15 protein-coding genes and 2 pseudogenes are annotated in these 15959 nt (G+C 68.5%); 9 read left to right on the forward strand and 8 right to left on the reverse strand.

What is annotated here, in order from left to right:
• The first annotated feature begins 77 nt into the window (after positions 1-77).
• The 3 genes from Q0653_RS07495 (at position 78) to Q0653_RS07505 (ending at position 3807) form a co-directional block, all read left to right on the forward strand.
• Positions 78-950: a neutral zinc metallopeptidase gene (locus Q0653_RS07495; RefSeq protein WP_298943872.1), complete on the forward strand. Its 873-nt coding sequence runs from the start codon at positions 78-80 to the stop codon at positions 948-950.
• Positions 947-1918: a prolyl aminopeptidase gene (gene pip, locus Q0653_RS07500; RefSeq protein WP_298943874.1), complete on the forward strand. Its 972-nt coding sequence runs from the start codon at positions 947-949 to the stop codon at positions 1916-1918. Before Q0653_RS07495 ends, pip begins: the two co-directional genes overlap by 4 nt.
• Positions 1919-2241: 323 nt before the next feature.
• Positions 2242-3807 carry a DEAD/DEAH box helicase gene (locus Q0653_RS07505; protein WP_298943876.1) on the forward strand — a complete coding sequence of 522 codons (1566 nt, stop codon included), beginning with the start codon at positions 2242-2244 and terminating at the stop codon, positions 3805-3807.
• 158 nt (positions 3808-3965) lie between these two features.
• On the opposite strand, the gene Q0653_RS07510 is transcribed toward Q0653_RS07505, so the two are convergent.
• The 3 genes from Q0653_RS07510 to Q0653_RS07520 all read right to left on the reverse strand — a co-directional run bounded on the left by Q0653_RS07510 (position 3966) and on the right by Q0653_RS07520 (position 7221).
• Complete coding sequence (locus Q0653_RS07510) at positions 3966-5717, reverse strand: aldehyde dehydrogenase family protein (protein WP_298943878.1); 1752 nt, start codon at positions 5715-5717, stop codon at positions 3966-3968.
• 85 nt (positions 5718-5802) lie between these two features.
• Positions 5803-6066 carry a glutaredoxin domain-containing protein gene (locus Q0653_RS07515; protein WP_298744582.1) on the reverse strand — a complete coding sequence of 88 codons (264 nt, stop codon included), beginning with the start codon at positions 6064-6066 and terminating at the stop codon, positions 5803-5805.
• 33 nt (positions 6067-6099) lie between these two features.
• Positions 6100-7221, reverse strand: coding sequence for a xylanase (locus Q0653_RS07520; RefSeq protein ID WP_298943880.1), 1122 nt, complete (start codon positions 7219-7221; stop codon positions 6100-6102).
• A 151-nt stretch (positions 7222-7372) separates the two neighbouring features.
• Here Q0653_RS07520 and Q0653_RS07525 point away from each other — a divergent pair, with 151 nt between their 5' ends.
• Both Q0653_RS07525 and Q0653_RS07530 read left to right on the forward strand, forming a co-directional pair.
• Positions 7373-8518, forward strand: a complete 1146-nt coding sequence (locus tag Q0653_RS07525; protein WP_298943937.1) for a glycosyltransferase family 2 protein — start codon at positions 7373-7375, stop codon at positions 8516-8518.
• 8 nt (positions 8519-8526) lie between these two features.
• Complete coding sequence (locus Q0653_RS07530) at positions 8527-8838, forward strand: hypothetical protein (protein WP_298943882.1); 312 nt, start codon at positions 8527-8529, stop codon at positions 8836-8838.
• Here the strand turns inward: Q0653_RS07530 and Q0653_RS07535 are convergent.
• Both Q0653_RS07535 and Q0653_RS14060 read right to left on the reverse strand, forming a co-directional pair.
• Positions 8805-9164, reverse strand: coding sequence for a hypothetical protein (locus Q0653_RS07535; protein ID WP_298943884.1), 360 nt, complete (start codon positions 9162-9164; stop codon positions 8805-8807). The two genes, Q0653_RS07530 and Q0653_RS07535, sit on opposite strands and share 34 nt — an antisense overlap.
• Positions 9165-9339: 175 nt before the next feature.
• Positions 9340-9483: pseudogene (locus tag Q0653_RS14060) on the reverse strand (oxidoreductase); the annotation flags it as partial.
• A 150-nt stretch (positions 9484-9633) separates the two neighbouring features.
• Here Q0653_RS14060 and Q0653_RS07545 point away from each other — a divergent pair.
• Positions 9634-10245, forward strand: coding sequence for an NAD(P)H-dependent oxidoreductase (locus tag Q0653_RS07545; protein WP_298943888.1), 612 nt, complete (start codon positions 9634-9636; stop codon positions 10243-10245).
• A 9-nt stretch (positions 10246-10254) separates the two neighbouring features.
• Here the strand turns inward: Q0653_RS07545 and Q0653_RS07550 are convergent, their stop codons facing one another.
• A complete protein-coding gene (locus Q0653_RS07550) occupies positions 10255-11151 on the reverse strand; it encodes an SDR family oxidoreductase (protein WP_298943889.1) in 897 nt (298 codons plus the stop codon).
• A 278-nt stretch (positions 11152-11429) separates the two neighbouring features.
• Here Q0653_RS07550 and Q0653_RS07555 point away from each other — a divergent pair, with 278 nt between their 5' ends.
• Both Q0653_RS07555 and Q0653_RS07560 read left to right on the forward strand, forming a co-directional pair.
• Entirely contained in the window at positions 11430-11915 is a 486-nt protein-coding gene (locus Q0653_RS07555; RefSeq protein ID WP_261606889.1) for a substrate-binding domain-containing protein, read from the forward strand.
• Complete coding sequence (locus tag Q0653_RS07560; RefSeq protein WP_298943938.1) at positions 11915-12889, forward strand: cation transporter; 975 nt, start codon at positions 11915-11917, stop codon at positions 12887-12889. The genes Q0653_RS07555 and Q0653_RS07560 overlap by 1 nt, the downstream gene beginning before the upstream one ends.
• A 386-nt stretch (positions 12890-13275) precedes the next feature.
• On the opposite strand, the pseudogene Q0653_RS07565 reads toward Q0653_RS07560, so the two are convergent.
• Positions 13276-14283 (reverse strand): annotated as a pseudogene (locus Q0653_RS07565) (ISL3-like element ISPfr2 family transposase); the annotation flags it as partial.
• A 171-nt stretch (positions 14284-14454) separates the two neighbouring features.
• Positions 14455-14766 (reverse strand): antibiotic biosynthesis monooxygenase, encoded by a 312-nt coding sequence (locus Q0653_RS07570; protein WP_033107114.1) that lies wholly within the window; start codon positions 14764-14766, stop codon positions 14455-14457.
• 107 nt (positions 14767-14873) lie between these two features.
• Between Q0653_RS07570 and Q0653_RS07575 the strand changes: the two genes are divergently transcribed.
• Positions 14874-15815: a helix-turn-helix domain-containing protein gene (locus Q0653_RS07575; RefSeq protein WP_298943892.1), complete on the forward strand. Its 942-nt coding sequence runs from the start codon at positions 14874-14876 to the stop codon at positions 15813-15815.
• The last annotated feature ends 144 nt before the right edge of the window (positions 15816-15959 follow it).

A 15959-nucleotide genomic window follows, 5' to 3' on the forward strand; every position in this document is an offset into this window, starting at 1 on the left:
CTGAGCCTATTCCTCCGGCACGGCGGTGTGCCGGGCCGTTCCGGGCGCTCGGCCGGGCCAGGCGGTACGGTGAGCGCATGACTTTCAACAGCAACGCCAACGTGGGGGGCAGTGGCGCGAAGCGGCGCGGACCCGGGGGTGGCGCGATCGCGGGTGGAGTGGGTGGCCTCGGGGCGATCGCGGTGATCCTGCTCAACATCTTCACCGGCGGCAACTTCACGAGCCTCCTCGGTGGGGGCGGCGGCGCCCCGCAGGCCGGATCCGGCACCGAGCTGACCACCTGCCAGACCGGCGCCGACGCGAATGCGAGCATCGACTGCCGGCTCGCGGCCGGCTCGAAAGCCATCAACCAGTTCTGGACGGGCGAAGTGCAGGGCTACCGCCCGCCGCAGCTCATCATCGTCGACGGGTCGACCTCGAGCGCGTGTGGCACGGCATCCAACGCGACGGGGCCGTTCTACTGCCCGCCGGAAGAGTCGGTCTACATCGACCCCACCTTCTTCTCGGTGCTCGCGCAGCAGTTCGGCGACGACGCCGGCTCGCTCGCGCAGCTCTACGTGCTGGCCCACGAGTACGGGCACCACATCCAGCAGATCGCCGGCATCATGGATGCCCACCCGAACAACGGCACCGGCCCGCAGAGTAACGGCGTGCGCATGGAGCTGCAGGCCGACTGCTTCGCCGGCGCGTGGGTGGCGGGCATGACCCGCCAGACCGACGAGAACGGCGTGCCGTACCTGCAGGCGCCGACCGAAGCGCAGATCCGCGATGCGCTGGATGCCGCGGCCGCCGTCGGCGACGACCACATCCAGGAGCAGTCCTCCGGTCGCATCAACCCGGAAAGCTGGACCCACGGATCGAGCGAGCAACGCCAGCGCTGGTTCGCGACCGGCTACCAGAGCGGCGTCGGGAGCTGCGACACGTTCGCCGTGGCGGGGAACGCACTGTGACCGTCGCGGATCTGGACGGCATCCTCTACCCCGAGATCGAGCCGTACGAGACGGGGTTCCTGCTCGCCGGTGACGGCCAACGCGTCTACTGGGAGCAGTCCGGCAACCCCGAGGGCAAGCCGGTCGTCTTTCTCCACGGCGGACCCGGAGGGGGCACGTCGCCCTGGCAGCGCCGATTCTTCGACCCCGAGGTCTACCGCATCGTGTTGTTCGACCAGCGGGGATGCGGCAAGTCGACGCCCCACATGAGCGCGCCCGACGCCGACCTGCGTTTCAACACGACGTGGCACCTGGTCGCCGACATCGAGTTGCTGCGCCGCAATCTCGCGATCGATCGGTGGCAGGTCTTCGGGGGATCCTGGGGCTCAGCCCTCGCGCTCGCCTACGCGCAGAGCCACCCGGACGCGGTGACCGAACTCGTTCTGCGCGGCATCTTCACGCTGCGGCGCCACGAGCTCGAATGGTTCTACGAGGGCGGCGCCGAGGCGATCTTCCCCGACCTCTGGCAGGACTTCGTCGCACCGATCCCGGTGCTCGAGCGCTCGCGCCTCATCGAGGCCTACCACCGGCGTCTCACCGACCCCGACCCGGCCGTGCACCTGCCCGCCGGGATGGCGTGGACGACGTGGGAGGCATCCACCCTGACGCTCCGGCCTGACCCCGACCTCGTCTCGGCGATGGCCACGCCCGAGGCGGCGGTCGCTTTCGCCCGCATCGAGAACCACTACTTCATGAACGAGGGGTGGTTGCGGCCCGGACAGTTGATCGAAGACGTTGCGGCGATCCGCAGCATCCCGGCGGTCATCGTGCAGGGTCGCTACGACGTGTGTACGCCCATCATGACGGCGTGGGACCTCCACCGAGCGTGGCCCGAGGCGGAATTCGTCGTGGTTCCGGATGCCGGTCATTCCGCGAGCGAACCCGGCATCGCCGCGGCCCTCCGCGCCGCCACCGACCGCTTCGCCTGACCCCGCCTCCCCTTGTCCCACTTCGGGCAGGGTTTGTCCCACTTCTGCCAGCGTGTGTCCCACAAATGGCTGTTCTGGCGGCAGAAATCCGACCACTTTTGGGACATGGAAAGCGGCGGTGAAACGGCCGCGGCGGGCCGACCAGGGTGGCGACTGCTAGGATGGAAGGACTTGTAGCGCCGATCCTGGCGCTCTCGCGTCGTAGAACGCTTCCCTCGCCGCCCGGCTCCAACCGGATGATCGGCTGACATTCTTCGTACGGCGACCCTGTGTGCAACCGCGCAGAGGCCACCGATCCGGGCTTCGTTGCCCAGAAATCCGCCATGACTGATACTTCTTTCCGCACGCTCGGCGTGCCCGCCCCGCTGCTCGACGTCCTCGCGAAGGACGGCAAGACCGAAGCCTTCCCGATTCAGGTCGACACCCTGCCCGACACCCTGTCCGGTCGCGACGTCCTCGGCCGAGGCAAGACCGGCTCGGGCAAGACCCTCGCCTTCTCGATCCCGATGGTCGCGCGCCTCGGTGGCGCACTCGCCGGTGGCGCGCGTCGCCAGGGCCGCATCCTCGGACTCGTCCTCGCGCCGACCCGTGAGCTGGCGACCCAGATCAACGCGACGCTCGAACCCCTCGCCGCGGCCTACGGCCTGAAGACGACCACGATCTTCGGTGGCGTGAATCAGACCCGCCAGGTGCAAGCGCTGAACGCGGGCGTCGACATCGTCGTTGCCTGCCCCGGCCGCCTCGAAGACCTCATGAAGCAGGGATACGTGAAGCTCGACGCCGTCGAGATCACGGTCATCGACGAGGCCGACCACATGGCCGACCTCGGCTTCCTGCCGTCGGTCACCCGCATCCTCGACAAGACCCCCCGCGACGGCCAGCGCTTGCTGTTCAGCGCGACGCTGGACAACGGCGTCGACAAGCTCGTCAGCCGCTTCCTCCAGAACGAGGTCCTGCACTCGGTCGACGAGGCCAACTCGCCCGTCGCCGCGATGACCCACCACGTGTTCCACGTCGAAGGTGCCGACGCGAAGAAGGAGCTCGTACGCACGCTCGCGTCGGGCACCGGCCGCCGCATCCTCTTCATGCGCACCAAGCACCACGCCAAGAAGCTGGCTCAGGCGCTCACTGCACAGGGCATTCCCTCGGTCGACCTGCACGGTAACCTGTCGCAGCCGCAGCGTGACCGCAACCTCGCCGCGTTCTCGGCCGGTACCGCCAAGGTGCTCGTCGCGACCGACGTCGCCGCGCGCGGTGTGCACGTCGACGATGTCGAGCTGGTCATCCACGTCGACCCGCCCATGGAGCACAAGGCGTACCTGCACCGCTCGGGCCGTACGGCCCGAGCCGGCGCCGAGGGCTCGGTCGTCACCGTCGTCCTCCCCGGCCAGGAGAAGGACGTCAAGGACCTGCTGCGCAAGGCCGCGATCACCGTGACCCCGACGCGCGTCACGCCGACCTCGCCCGAGGTCGCCGAGCTCGTCGGCCAGGTCGCTGCGTACGTCAAGCCCGAGCCGAAGGTCGAGCAGCCGCGTGGCGGCGGACGCAGCCAGGGTGCCAACGCGCAGCGCAAGCGCGCCGCGCGTGACGAAGGCGCACGCGCCGGAGGTCAGGGTCGCTCCGGCGGACGTGGCGCCGGCCGGGACGCCGGTGCGGGCCGCGGCGCGAGCGCCGGCCAGGGCCGTGGCGCCGGTCGCGACGCGGTCGCCCGCACGTCGGACTCGCACGGCCGTCCGGCCGCCGAGCGCTCCGCACGTTCGGCACAGCAGCCGGCTGCTGCGGGCAACGCCCGCACCCCCGGTCGCCGCGCATCCACCGGCGGCGGCAGCAAGCTCACGGTCGGCTCTGTCGTCCGCAGCAACGGCGGTGGCCAGCGCCGCGGGCGCTGACCACCACCTCCCGCCTGAACAACTCACGCAGCCGGCTCGGTTTCCGAGCCGGCTGCGTAGTGTTTCCGGGCCCGGAGTCCCGAGCGCGCGAAAGGCTGCCGGAGCTATTCAGGTCGCGGCCGAGTGTGCACGGTCGTCCGCGTCGAGGGTGCGGGCCCTCACGCCCCGAACGCCTTCACGAGCGTGACCGCCATCTTCGGCCAGTTGCCGTCGATGCGGAACCGTGTGAAGCCCTCGCAGACGGCGGCGCCGGTGCGCGAGGTCACGAACCACGGCGGCTTCGGCAGGGCCGAGAACGTGCCTCGCCCGACCGAGCGCGGGAAGGGCCGGAAGGGTCCGCGCACGACCGTGCGTTCGACGCCGTCCAGCAGCAGCGCGTTGTGCACGATTCCGATGCCGCTCGGAGCATCTTCCAGGGTTCCGCCCGGGAAGGCACCCCACGTCGCGGTCGGGGTCAGAAATCCGAATGCGGTCCAGGCGTTGACTGCCACGGTGCCGTAGTGCAGCTCCACGATCGCGCGCTCGAAGTCCATGCCGAGAGCGGCATGGGTTTCGGGGTCGATCAGGACGTTGGCGCCGAGGGTGCCGGTCAGCCGCTCGTTCGCATGAGCGATCGCCGTGTCGAGAAACTCCTGGCCGGTTCCGGGCAGATCGATGATCCCGAGCACCGGGGCGAAGTACTCCGTCGTTTCGACCGCCGTCGCCTCGGCCCCGTCTGGCTCGATCAGGGCGCGTGTGCCGTCGCCGCACCATGCGGCATCCGGGTAGGCCTCGCGCGCGGCATTCAGGCGCGCGTCGCTGTGCGGGTACCACACCGGACGCCGCGGAGCCCGGTTGTAGGCGGCGCGAAGGGCGCCGACGAAGTCGTCGCGCTGCGGCCAATCCGAGCTCACCAGCACCACTTGACCGGCGATGCAGTTGTGGCCGCTGTTGTGCAGGCGCATGGTCACAATGTGCTCGGCCTGATAGGTCAGGTCGGCCGGCGACCACTCACCCGGCACCACGATGATCGGGGCGACGCCCCCGAGCTCGGCCGAGATCGGGATCTTCAGTTTCGGGGTGGCCGGGCGCGTGCCGGTGCCCCACACGATGGCGCGGAACGTCGCATCCGATCCCGTGATGTGGATGTGGTCGACGTCGGGATGCTGCGTCAGATAGCCGCCGACCTCGCCACCGCCGCGGACGATCCGCAGGAAGCCGGGTTCGATCAGTGGCGCGAGCGCGCGCTCGAACACCGGCACGAGCGCGTCTTGCGTGGGGTTGACCTTGAGGATCGACACCCGGTTGAACGCCATGAGTTCGTAGAGCACATCGAGGTAGGGGATCGAGGTGATGTTCCCCGCTCCGAGCACCACACCGACACCGCCGGAGGCTCTCGGAGTGCGCTGCGCGAGCCCGGCGCGCCGGATCGCGTCGGCAGCCGTCACCCCGGGAGAAAGCCACACCTCTGTGGTGTACCCCGACAACAACAGTGCGTCGGTTGCCGACAGCGGCGAGGTGTGGACCACGGTCCGCCCTCCCGGCGCGGTGCCGAGCTTCACGGTGTCGAGCGGACTGCCCCCCGCCATCAGAGAGGTCAGCGTGTCCGCGTAGGCGTCAAGGGCGACGAGGGCCGCGTACGGGCCCGACAGCCACTCTTCGCCGCGGAGTGGATGCCCGGGCTCCAGCCCCTTGGACGTTGCCGCCACATCGGCCCACTCTTCCGCGACGGCGGCCGCGGCCGCGCGCAGCCGGCGGAGCACCGTGCGGCGCTGACCGAGTGTCAGCAGACTCCAGGTGCGGGCTCCGGACCGCACTGCCGAGACCGCGGCATCCAGAGATTCACGCACGTCGCGGGGCAGGTCGATGGGGTCGGCCGTCTTCGCAGCAGGGGTCACGGCACTCTCCTTCGCAGGCGGACACCTCAGCATACGACCGATGGGACGCCGTCCCGAGGCGGGTGCTACTCGATGTCGTCGCCGTGCCGAGTGGAGCGTGCCCGCTCGCTCGGCGAGCTCAGATCAGGGCGAGCTCGCGCAGTTTTGCCTCGACGTCGGCGTTCGACGGCTCGACGTGGTGCGACGCGTCGGGGTAGACGACGACGGGGATGTTCGTACGTCCGGAGATCTCGCGGGCCACGTCGGCGGCATCCGGCTCGGCCTCGAGGTCGACGTAGGTGTACGCGACACCCAGCTCGTCGAGCTGCTTCTTCGTGCGGACGCAGTCGCGGCACCAGGCGGCGCCGAACATCGTGATGGTGGACTCAGGGGAGGCGGTCATGCCTCTATTCTCCCCCGATTCGCCCCGAGCGGCTCAGCCGATCAGCTCGGTGAGGTCGCCGACGCCCATGCCGAAGTTGATGCGAATGCAGAGAAGTGCGAGCTTGTCGGCGCCGACCGAGACGTATCCCTGCTCGATCGTGCGGGCCATCTCGAACCCGGCCGCCCGCAGTCCTTCCTTCGAGCGCTCGTCGTGGTGCCCGAACGGATAGGCGACCACTTCCTTGACCCCGCCGAGCGCGGCGGCGGAGGTCTCCATATCGGCGGCGATCTCGGCGGGTGTGCGGTTCACCATCTGGCCTTTGCCGTTGGCTCCCGCGGTGTGCATGCTGTGGGTGTGCGAGCGGGGCAGGATGAACCGGTTCTGCTCCGCGATGCCGTCGCCCGTGATATCGAACGAGGTCGCCATGAGCTGTAGCTGCTCGTTGATCGGCGCGGCCATCGTGAGCCAGGTCGGGTCGGCGTCATCGTCGGTGATGATGACCGCGTGGTCCGGGAGGAAGAGGACACCGTCGATGAAGGCACTGAGCTCATCCCAGGTCGGCAGGTAGAACGCACCGTCCTTGATGTGCTGCATATGCGCGCGGTAGTCCTCGATGTAGGCGAAATTGCCGCGCAACCAGCCCTCTTCGCCGCCCGGCTTGTCAGTGAACTGGTGGTACATCAGGATCGGGATGCGGGCGTCTTCCTCCGCGACGGCGTCGGCGCTCGTCCACGCACCGTAGAGCGTGGTCTGCTGCGCCGTGCACGCGACGAGGTCGGAGCCGTTGACGCGGGTCGCCGGATTACCCGCGTTCGCGGCCGGGTCGGCGGATGCCGCGGCTGCGGTAGCGGCATCGGCGTACCAGCCGGCGAACGCCCGCCCGTCCGCGCGCGGGATCGGCAGCAGTGAGTACAGCGCATCCTGCGTCTGGAGTTGGGGATCGAGCGCGACGCCGTCGAGGTCGAACGAGACCGCGCAGGCCGCCGGGTCTCCGGCGTCGGCGAGCAGCTGCTCGGCGGCCGTCAATGGTGTCGCGGTCGGCGTCGGCGCGGTGGTCTCGGCTGCCGGCGCGGATGCCGCTGTCACCTCGGCAGTGCACCCCGTCAGCAGCAGCACGCACAACGCCGCACCCACCAGCGTGATCCGCGCCCCAGCGCGTCTCGATCTCCCCATGACCTGCCCTTTCGCAGTCCCGGGATCCACCTTAGCGAGCGTCTGGACCGTTGCCTGTGAAACTCGACACCTGCACGACAGGTCGTGGTGTAAGGATGGACGGGCTCGTCACCATGACCCGGCGGGCGACCTCGTTTCCCAGGGGGACACCATCGACCTGTCGATCATCGTGCCGACCTTCAACGAAGCTCCCAATGTCGCGGAGCTCGTCCGGCGGACCACTGCGGCCGTCGCCGGGATCGATGCGGAGATCGTCTTCGTCGACGACAGCACCGACGACACCCCCGACGTCATCCGCCGTGTGGCCGCGGAGGCCGCGATCCCGGTGCGGGTGATCCACCGTGCCGAGGGAGTCGGCGGCCTCGGCGGCGCCGTCCTCGAAGGGTTCCGTGCCGCATCCGCCGAGGTCTGCGTCGTCATCGATGGTGACCTTCAGCATCCGCCGGAGAGCATTCCGGACCTCTACGCCCGGTTCGGCGAGGGTGATGCTGACGTCGTCGTCGCCTCGCGCTACGTCGCCGGCGGCGCGGCGCGGGGACTGGCCGACAAGACCCGGGTGTTCGTGTCGAAGGCATCCACGGCCCTCACAAAGGCGATGTTCCCGATTCGCCTCAAGGACACGACCGACCCGATGACCGGCTTCTTCCTCATCGACCGCAACGCGATCGCTTTGGAGGGGCTACAGCCGCGCGGGTTCAAGATCCTGCTCGAGATCCTCGCCCGCAAGACGTTGCGGGTCGCTGAAGTGCCGTTCACGTTCGCCGACCGCTTCGCGGGTGAATCGAAGGCCTCGGTGAGGCAGGGCATCCACTTCCTCGCTCAGCTCACCGCGCTGCGCTTCGGCAAGATGTCGCTGTTCGCCGTCATCGGCGGGCTCGGCGCCGTCGCGAACGTCGCGATCGTCTGGGCGCTGACCTCCGCCGGAGTCGGGTACATCACCGCCGCCGTCATCGCGGCGGAAGTGACGATCATCGCGAACTTCCTCCTGATCGAGCGCTTCGTCTTCCACGACATGCGCCACGACGCGTCCGGCGTCGGCTCGCGATTCGCCAAGTCATTCCTCTTCAACAATGCCGAGGCGGTCATCCGCATCCCGATCGTCGCGCTGATGGTCTCCACAAGTCACATTTCGGCCGTCGTCGCGACGGCGATCACGCTCGTCGTCGCCTTCTTCGTGCGCTTCGTCTTCCACTCGCTCGTGGTCTACGCACCGAAGAAGCCCGGCGCCGCGGCGTCACCCGCCCGTGAGCTCCTCGAGAAGATCGACGAGCAGGCCATGCAACCCGGAGAGCTGTAGGAGCTGTGATGGATGCCGTGGCCACTCTCGTCGTGCAGGTCGCCATCACGAAGATCGACGCGCTCGCCGTGATCTCGCTCGCCGCAGACAGCCCCGTGCTTGCGGCGGGAACATCGCGTCCGCGTGTGGAGCTGGATGCCGGGGCCTGGGCCGAGGTCGACATCCCGAAGTTCGGTGAACCGCCGCCCCTCGCGATCGACGTGCGCTCGCCGCTCGGCCTCGAGCACGCCCGACTCTCGGCGCTGACCCTCGCTGCCGCGCTGGAACGCGACACCGGCTGGGTCGTCTACCCGGACTTTCCGGTCGCCCCCCGCAGCTGAGCGCGCGACGAGGCGGCGAGCGAAGCGCGGAGCGCGCGCTGCTCGTCATCGGAGAGCCCGGCAGGCCGCGGCCCGGTGCGCTGGTTCTCGAACGCCAGCGCATCGGCGAGGGTCTCCGCGAGCGGACGGGTGCGCAGGCCGGCGCGCGTCGCGGCGGATGAATCGGCGGTCGCGAAAAAGCGCCACTCGGGATCGTCGATCCACAGGGGGAGCGAGGCAGGTCCCATCCACGCGGAGATACCCTGCGCGGCCAACACCGCGCCGGGCACGGGGCGCGGGGCGGCATCGCTGCGGGCGACCGGTGAGTGGCGCGAGCGCGGCGGCATCCTCAGCCTGCTCCGGGCGGTCGAAACCGGCATAGACGTTGAGAGACGAGATGAACACCCAGTGCTGTGTTCGGAGGTCGCGGACGGCGCGCCGGAGCTGGCCGGGATGCCGGGAGACGTCGATGACGGCATCCCACACCCGATCGGCCACCGGTGCGAGAGCATCGTCGTCGTCTCGATCCACGGCGACGAACGCCGTTGCGTCGGGCGCCGGCGCCGTCCCGCGCGCGGCACACGTCACGGCATGACCGCCGCGGAGGGCCGCCGCGGCGACCGCGTGGCCGAGAAGGGCAGTGCCACCGAGGATCAGAATCTCCATACCGGGGAGTCAACGCCATGCCGGGGCGGCGGACCAGGATGGTTCGCTCTGGGCTGAGGCGGGGGTACTCGGCGGCGGACCTCGGGTCAATCCCCTTCACTGCTCGGCGCGTGCCGCGCAGACTGACACCCTGTCGATTCAGGAGGCACAATGATCCGCGCACTCGTGCTCAACTGCACACTCAAGCCCTCGCCCGCCGCATCCAGTAGCGAACTTCTCGCCCAGCAGGTTCTCGACGCGCTCGCGTCACACGATGTGTCGGGCGAGATCGTCCGCGTCGTCGACTTCGACGTGAAGCCGGGCGTGGAAGCCGATATGGGCGCGGGCGACGAGTGGCCCGGCATCCGTGAGAAAGTGCTCGCGGCCGACATTCTGATCGTCGCGACGCCGACCTGGATGGGCAACATGTCCTCGGTCGCGCAGCGCGTGCTCGAGCGGTTGGATGCGGAGATCTCCGAAACGGATGCCGACGGCCGCCCGCTCCTCGCCGGCAAAGTCGCCGTCGCCGCCGTCGTCGGAAACGAAGATGGCGCCCACGCCATCACCGCAGCCCTCTATCAAGGGCTCGGCGACGTCGGCTTCACGATCGCGAGTCAGGGTGGCGTGTACTGGAACGGCGAAGCCATGCACACGACCGACTACAACGACCTCCCCGATAGCCCGGAGACCGTCGCCGTCACCACGCAGACGGTAGCGCGGCATGCCGCCCACCTTGCGAAGCTCCTCGCCGCTCAGCCCTACCCCGCGCCGGAGAAGGACTGAGCGCGCGGGCTACGGCGTCGGCATGCCGCCGTTGACGTTCAGCGTCTCGCCGAGCACGTAGCTGGACTCCGCGGACGCGAGGAACACGTACGCGGGCGCGAGTTCGGCCGGTTGCCCCATGCGGCCGAGCGGAGTGTTCTCCCCGAAGTGGGCGAGCTTCTCCTGCGGCTGTCCGTCCGTCGGCTGCAGCGGCGTCCAGATCGGTCCGGGTGCGACGGCGTTCACCCGGATGCCCCGGGGAGCGACCTGCTGGGCGAGCGCCTTCGTGAACGCGTTGATCGTGGCCTTCGTCGAGGCGTAGTCGACCAGCACGTCCGAGGGGGAGTAGGCCTGGATCGAGGTGGTGTTGATGATCGTCGCGCCGGGCTTCAGGTGCGGCAGGGCCGCTTTCGTGATCCAGAACATCGCGTACACATTGGTCTTGAACGTGTCGTCGAACTGCTCGTCGTCGAGAGTCGTCAGGTCTTCATTGAAGATCTGCTTTCCGCCGTTGTTCACGACGATGTCGAGACCGCCGAGGGTCTCGACGGTCTTGGCCACGAGTGCGCGGCAGTATTCCGGGTCCTTCAGATCGCCGGGGTACGTGAGCACGGTCGCGCCAGCCTCCCGGAGGAGCCCGGCGATGCGCTCGGCATCCGGTTCTTCTGAGGGGAGATAGGAGATCGCGACATCGGCGCCCTCGCGGGCGAATGCGATCGCGGTTGCCGCTCCGATTCCCGAGTCGCCTCCGGTGATGATGGCCTTCCGGCCCGTCAGTCGGCCGGTGCCGCGGTACGTCTCTTCTCCGAGGTCCGCCTTCGGCGTGAGTTTTGCGTCGAGCCCGGGCTCCGGCATCCGCTGCTTCTGCGGCTCGATATCGGCGTAGAGCTTCGCCGGGTCGACGAGGGTGTACTGATCGCGAGTCATGGTTCTCCTTCTCGTGGCGGTGCGGATGCTCAGCTGTCGCGCAAGGCGGCGGTCAGCTCTCTTTTCTTCTGGCGGGAGTAGCCGGTCATGACGATGGGGATCTCCGTCGTCACCGAAACTACGGCGCGAACGCGGCGGAGTGGAGGGGATTGCCAGGGTGCGATGAGGGTGCTAGCCACCGGCGTGCGCCAGAGAAATCCTTCATCGTCAAGGGGGCGCGGACGCCCCGGACACAGGCGTACGCTCGTCGTGTCAACCCGGCGAAGGGAGCTCTCGTGATGCGTTCGCTGCGAGGTGTGTGCGGTGCGCTCGCCGCGGCTGTGGCCGTCACCGTGCTCGCCGGATGCGGCATCAGCGTGCCGACCGATCCTCGCGGCACATTGGACCGCATTACCGGAGGAGAGTTGCGCGCGGGCGTGTCGCCGAGCGACGGGCTCGCGGTCGCCACGGGCGTCGGTGAGGATGCCGAGGTGTCCGGACCGCTCCCGTCGGTGATCGAGGAGTTCGGGGCGGACCGGGAGGCGACGGTGACCTGGACTGTCGGCAGCGAAGAGGACCTCGTCGACCTGTTGGAACGCGGAGAACTGGATCTCGCGATCGGCGGGATGACCGACGCGACGCCGTGGTCCGAGCGTGTGTCGGTCACGAGGGGGTACCCCGACCTGCCCGGAGCAGACGGCCGGCGAGTCGTCGTCTTCGTGCCGCTCGGGGAGAATGCGATGCAATCGGCCGTGGAGACCTACCTCGATCGCGAGGTCAAGTGATGCAATCGATGGGTCGTACCGACCTGCCGGCGGAGCAACGGCGGGCGCTGACGAGCGCGATCCGCTGGGAGTGGTTCACGATCGGCTACACCGTTGTCACGATCGCGATCATCGCGTTCGTGGTCGGCGGCTCGCAGGCGATGAAGACCGCGTGGATCGAGGACATGCTCTCGCTCATCCCGCAGATCGCGTTTCTGCTGTCGCTGCTGGTGATCCGGCATCCGCCGTCGCGGAGATTTCCCTACGGACTGCACCGGGTGATGGGTGTCGGTCACCTCGTCGCGGGTGTCGCGCTACTCGCGATCGGCGGGAGCCTCGCGGTCGAATCGGTGATCGGACTCGTCACGGCGGCGCATCCCGCGATCGGCACGGTGTCGCTCTTCGGGCACACGATCTGGCTCGGGTGGCTGATGGTCGCCGTCATGGTGCTGGTCGTGCCGGGGCCGTTCTTCTACGGGCACGCGAAGGCGAAACTCGCCCCCACCCTGCACAACAAGGTGCTCTACGCGGATGCCGACATGGCCAAGGCCGACTGGACGACCACGGTCGCCTCGATCGTCGGTGTGCTCGGCATCGGGATCGGTTGGTGGTGGCTGGACGGCGCGGCCGCCCTCTTCATCTCACTCGGCATCGTGTGGGACGGCGTGAAGAACTCCCGCTCGGCCGTGCTCGATCTGATCGACCAACGCGCGCGCACGCACGACGACACGAAGCCGCACCCGTTGGCCAATCAGATCGCGCGCGACCTCGAGACGCAGCCGTGGGTGCGGGCGGCATCTGTGCGGATGCGCGATATGGGCCAGGTGTTCCACGTCGAGGCGTTCGTGGTCCCCGAACGGAACCGGGTGCGTCTCGACCAGATCGAAGCGGCCCGCCAGCACATCGCCGCCCTCGACTGGAAGGTGCAAGACGTCGTGGTGATCCCGGCATCCACACTCCCGCCGGAGACGCAGCACGGAGGAAGACTTTCGTAGCCGGCCTTTGCCCGCACAGACACGGAACCGGATCAGGATCTCTTGCCGCGTGTTGTCGCGGAGCGGGGTGGGTTTGCGCGGAGGTGACGGGCGGCCCGGCCGAGGATGCGTGCGAGCTCGTCGACATCCGTGTCCGAAAGTGCCGCGAAGAGCGGGCTATGGAGCGCCTCGATGGGCCCTGGGAACACCGTTGCGAGAACACCTCGATCTGCGTTAGTGATTGTGACGATGACGCTGCGTTCATCCTCCGCTGCACTTCGGAGATTGGCTGACGCCGAGCACGATGGAGAGCGGACCGATTCATGAGGCGATCATGATCGCGCCGACGCTCACCAGCGAGTACATCGCTCCGATGTTCCAGGCGAACACGCTCAGCATTGCTGCGCTCACCGCCGCGGCGCTCTGAAGCCGCCGGTCTCGAGCAGGCTTCGGGCGATGTAGTTGGTCAGGTTGCGGAACCCGAGTGCGGAGCCGCGCAGGTGTTCGAGCCGTCCGTTGAGCGCCTCGGTCGGCCCGTTGCTGGTGCCGGGTCGTTCGAAGTAGGCGAGCACGTCAGCGGCTCGCTTCTTCAGGGTCCGGCCCAGGGTGGTGAGCTCGGTGAGCACCCCGGGGACGCCGGCGCTGAGGTCGGTGATCAGCTTCTCCATGAGCTCGCGGCCACGTTGCCGGTCCTCGTGGCGATAGGCGGCGATCATGCGCTGGTAGACACCCCAGGTCGCCTCGACCTCGACGTGAGCGTCATCAACGAACAGCGCGCGTAGCCTGTCGCTCTGCTTGTCGGTGAGCAGGTCCGCGCCGGTGTGCAGCGTGCGCCGCGACTTGTAGAGCGGGTCGTCCCTGAACCCACGGTGCCCGTGGATCGCGAGTTGGACCCGGCGCCGGCACCTGTCGAGGGCGTCACCGGCCAGGCGCACGACGTGGAAGGGATCCATCACCGTGACCGCGTCCGGGATCTCCTCTGCAGCGGCGGTCTTGAACCCGGTGAAGCCGTCCATCGCGACCACCTCGACCGCGTCACGGAAGGCGTCGTCGCGGTCGGCGAGCCAGGTCTTGAACGCCGCCTTCGACCGGCCCTCGACCATGTCCCGCAGCCTTGCTGGGCCGGCGCCATCGCGGACCGGGGTGAGGTCGATGATCACGGTGACGTACTTGTCGCCACGCCTGGTGTGGCGCCAGACGTGCTCATCGACGCCAATGACCTTCACGCCCTCGAACCGCGTGGGGTCGTTGATCAGCAGCCGCTTGCCTTCGGCCAGGACCGCGTTGTTGGCGGTGTCCCACGCGACCCCGAGTCCCTCGGCGACACGTGCGACGGTGAGGTGTGCGACCACGATCCCTTCCAGCGCCCACCGCAGCCCGGTGCGCGAGAGCTTCGCGCGTGGCTCCGCCGCGGCGCGACACCGACGTCGCTCTCCTCTGCGACGGACCCCTCGCCGGCTGAGCGCTCGCGGCCGGCATCCTGTCCGTGTGCCGATAGGCCTCGCACCGCTCGGCAACGCAGCGTGGCGTTGCCGAGCGACCTGGCGACGGCTCGGCGGGGCGCGATCGTCTCGTGCGTTGGCGGACTACGGGAGCTTGGACGCGAGGACGTCGGCCGCCAGGATCTCGGGTGCTGCGCCGAGGAGGTGCTGGTTGGCCATCAGGGCTGCGACGATGGCACCGTTGGCGTGGGCGTCGCGAGCGGCTTCGTCGGGGAATGCATCGAAGATCCAGAAGGTGTCGGCGTGGGTCCTGACCGCGAACCAGACAATCGTTCCTACTTCTTCGTTGGCGAGTGCGACAGCGCCGGCGAGCAGATCGGCGACCGCGTCGTGCTGTCCATCGGCCGCGACGATCTTGGCGACGAAGGCATACGGAAGTGATGCGGGTGTGGACATGAGGGACTTTCCTTGACGTCGGGGTTCTTCGTGGGATGAGTTCAGCGTATGACGAGCGAGGGCCGGTGGGGAGTGGCGTATACGACAGTATTGCTATTGTTTACGTCATGCGTATCGGACTGATCGCGATCGACGGCTGCCTCGGTTCGGCTATCGCGTCGATCATCGACATCGTGCGGGTGGCCGACGGAGCCCGCGGCGATGTCGACCCGCGGATCGAACCGATCGAACTCGCCATCCTCGGACCGAAACGGCGAGTGACCACGACGGCATCGATGACCCTGTCGGTCGACCACCCGCTGTCGGAGTCCGGAGAGTTCGACGTGGTCGTCGTCCCTGCGCTTGGAACCCTTACGGCCGCCGCTACCAACGACGTCCTCCAGAGTCGAGATGCTCGTTCGGTCATCGCCTCGCTCGGGCGCCTCGACGAGGCGACCACCCGGATCGCCGCGGCGTGCACCGGCGTGTTCGCTGTCGCCGAGACCGGACGGATGCATCATCGGAGGGCGACGACCAGCTGGTTCCTGGGGCCGGAGTTCCTGAAGCGCTATCCGACCGTCGCCCTCGATCTCGACACCATGGTCGTGGTCGACGGGAACCTCGTCACCGCCGGCGCCGCGTTCGCCCACATCGACCTCGCGCTCTCACTCGTGCGATCGATCAGCCCCGACCTGGCCCAACATGTCGCCAAGCTCCTCATCATCGACGAGCGTCCGTCGCAGGCGGCCTTCGTCGCCTACGAACATCTCCGGCACGAGGACCCGATCGTCGTCGAGTTCGAACGCTTCGTGCGCGCCCGCCTGGACGAACCGTTCAACGTCGCCTTCGTCGCGCAGTCGCTCGGCACCAGCCGGCGCACCCTCGAACGACGAGTCCGTGCGGCGCTCAACCTCACTCCGCTCGGCTTCGTCCAACGGCTTCGCATCGAACGAGCTCGGCACCTCTCAGCAACCACGGACTTCACCTCCGCCGAGATCGCGCTACGGGTCGGCTACGCGAACGCCGAGACTCTGCGCTCCCTCCTGCGCAGGGACCGACGCCGTTCCTGACCTATCGCCATGGGGACTATCTCAGTAACGGTGTTTCCGGCGATTTTCATTTGGTAGGTCTCCGCGGCCGGCCAGCGGTCGGCGAAGGTGATGGCGAATGCGTTGAGGGCGGGCTTCCACCGCATCGTCCATCGAGTGCGGCCC

Origin of the sequence: uncultured Microbacterium sp., assembly GCF_947488465.1 — a bacterium.
In the GTDB taxonomy this organism is placed as follows: Bacteria; Actinomycetota; Actinomycetes; order Actinomycetales; family Microbacteriaceae; genus Microbacterium.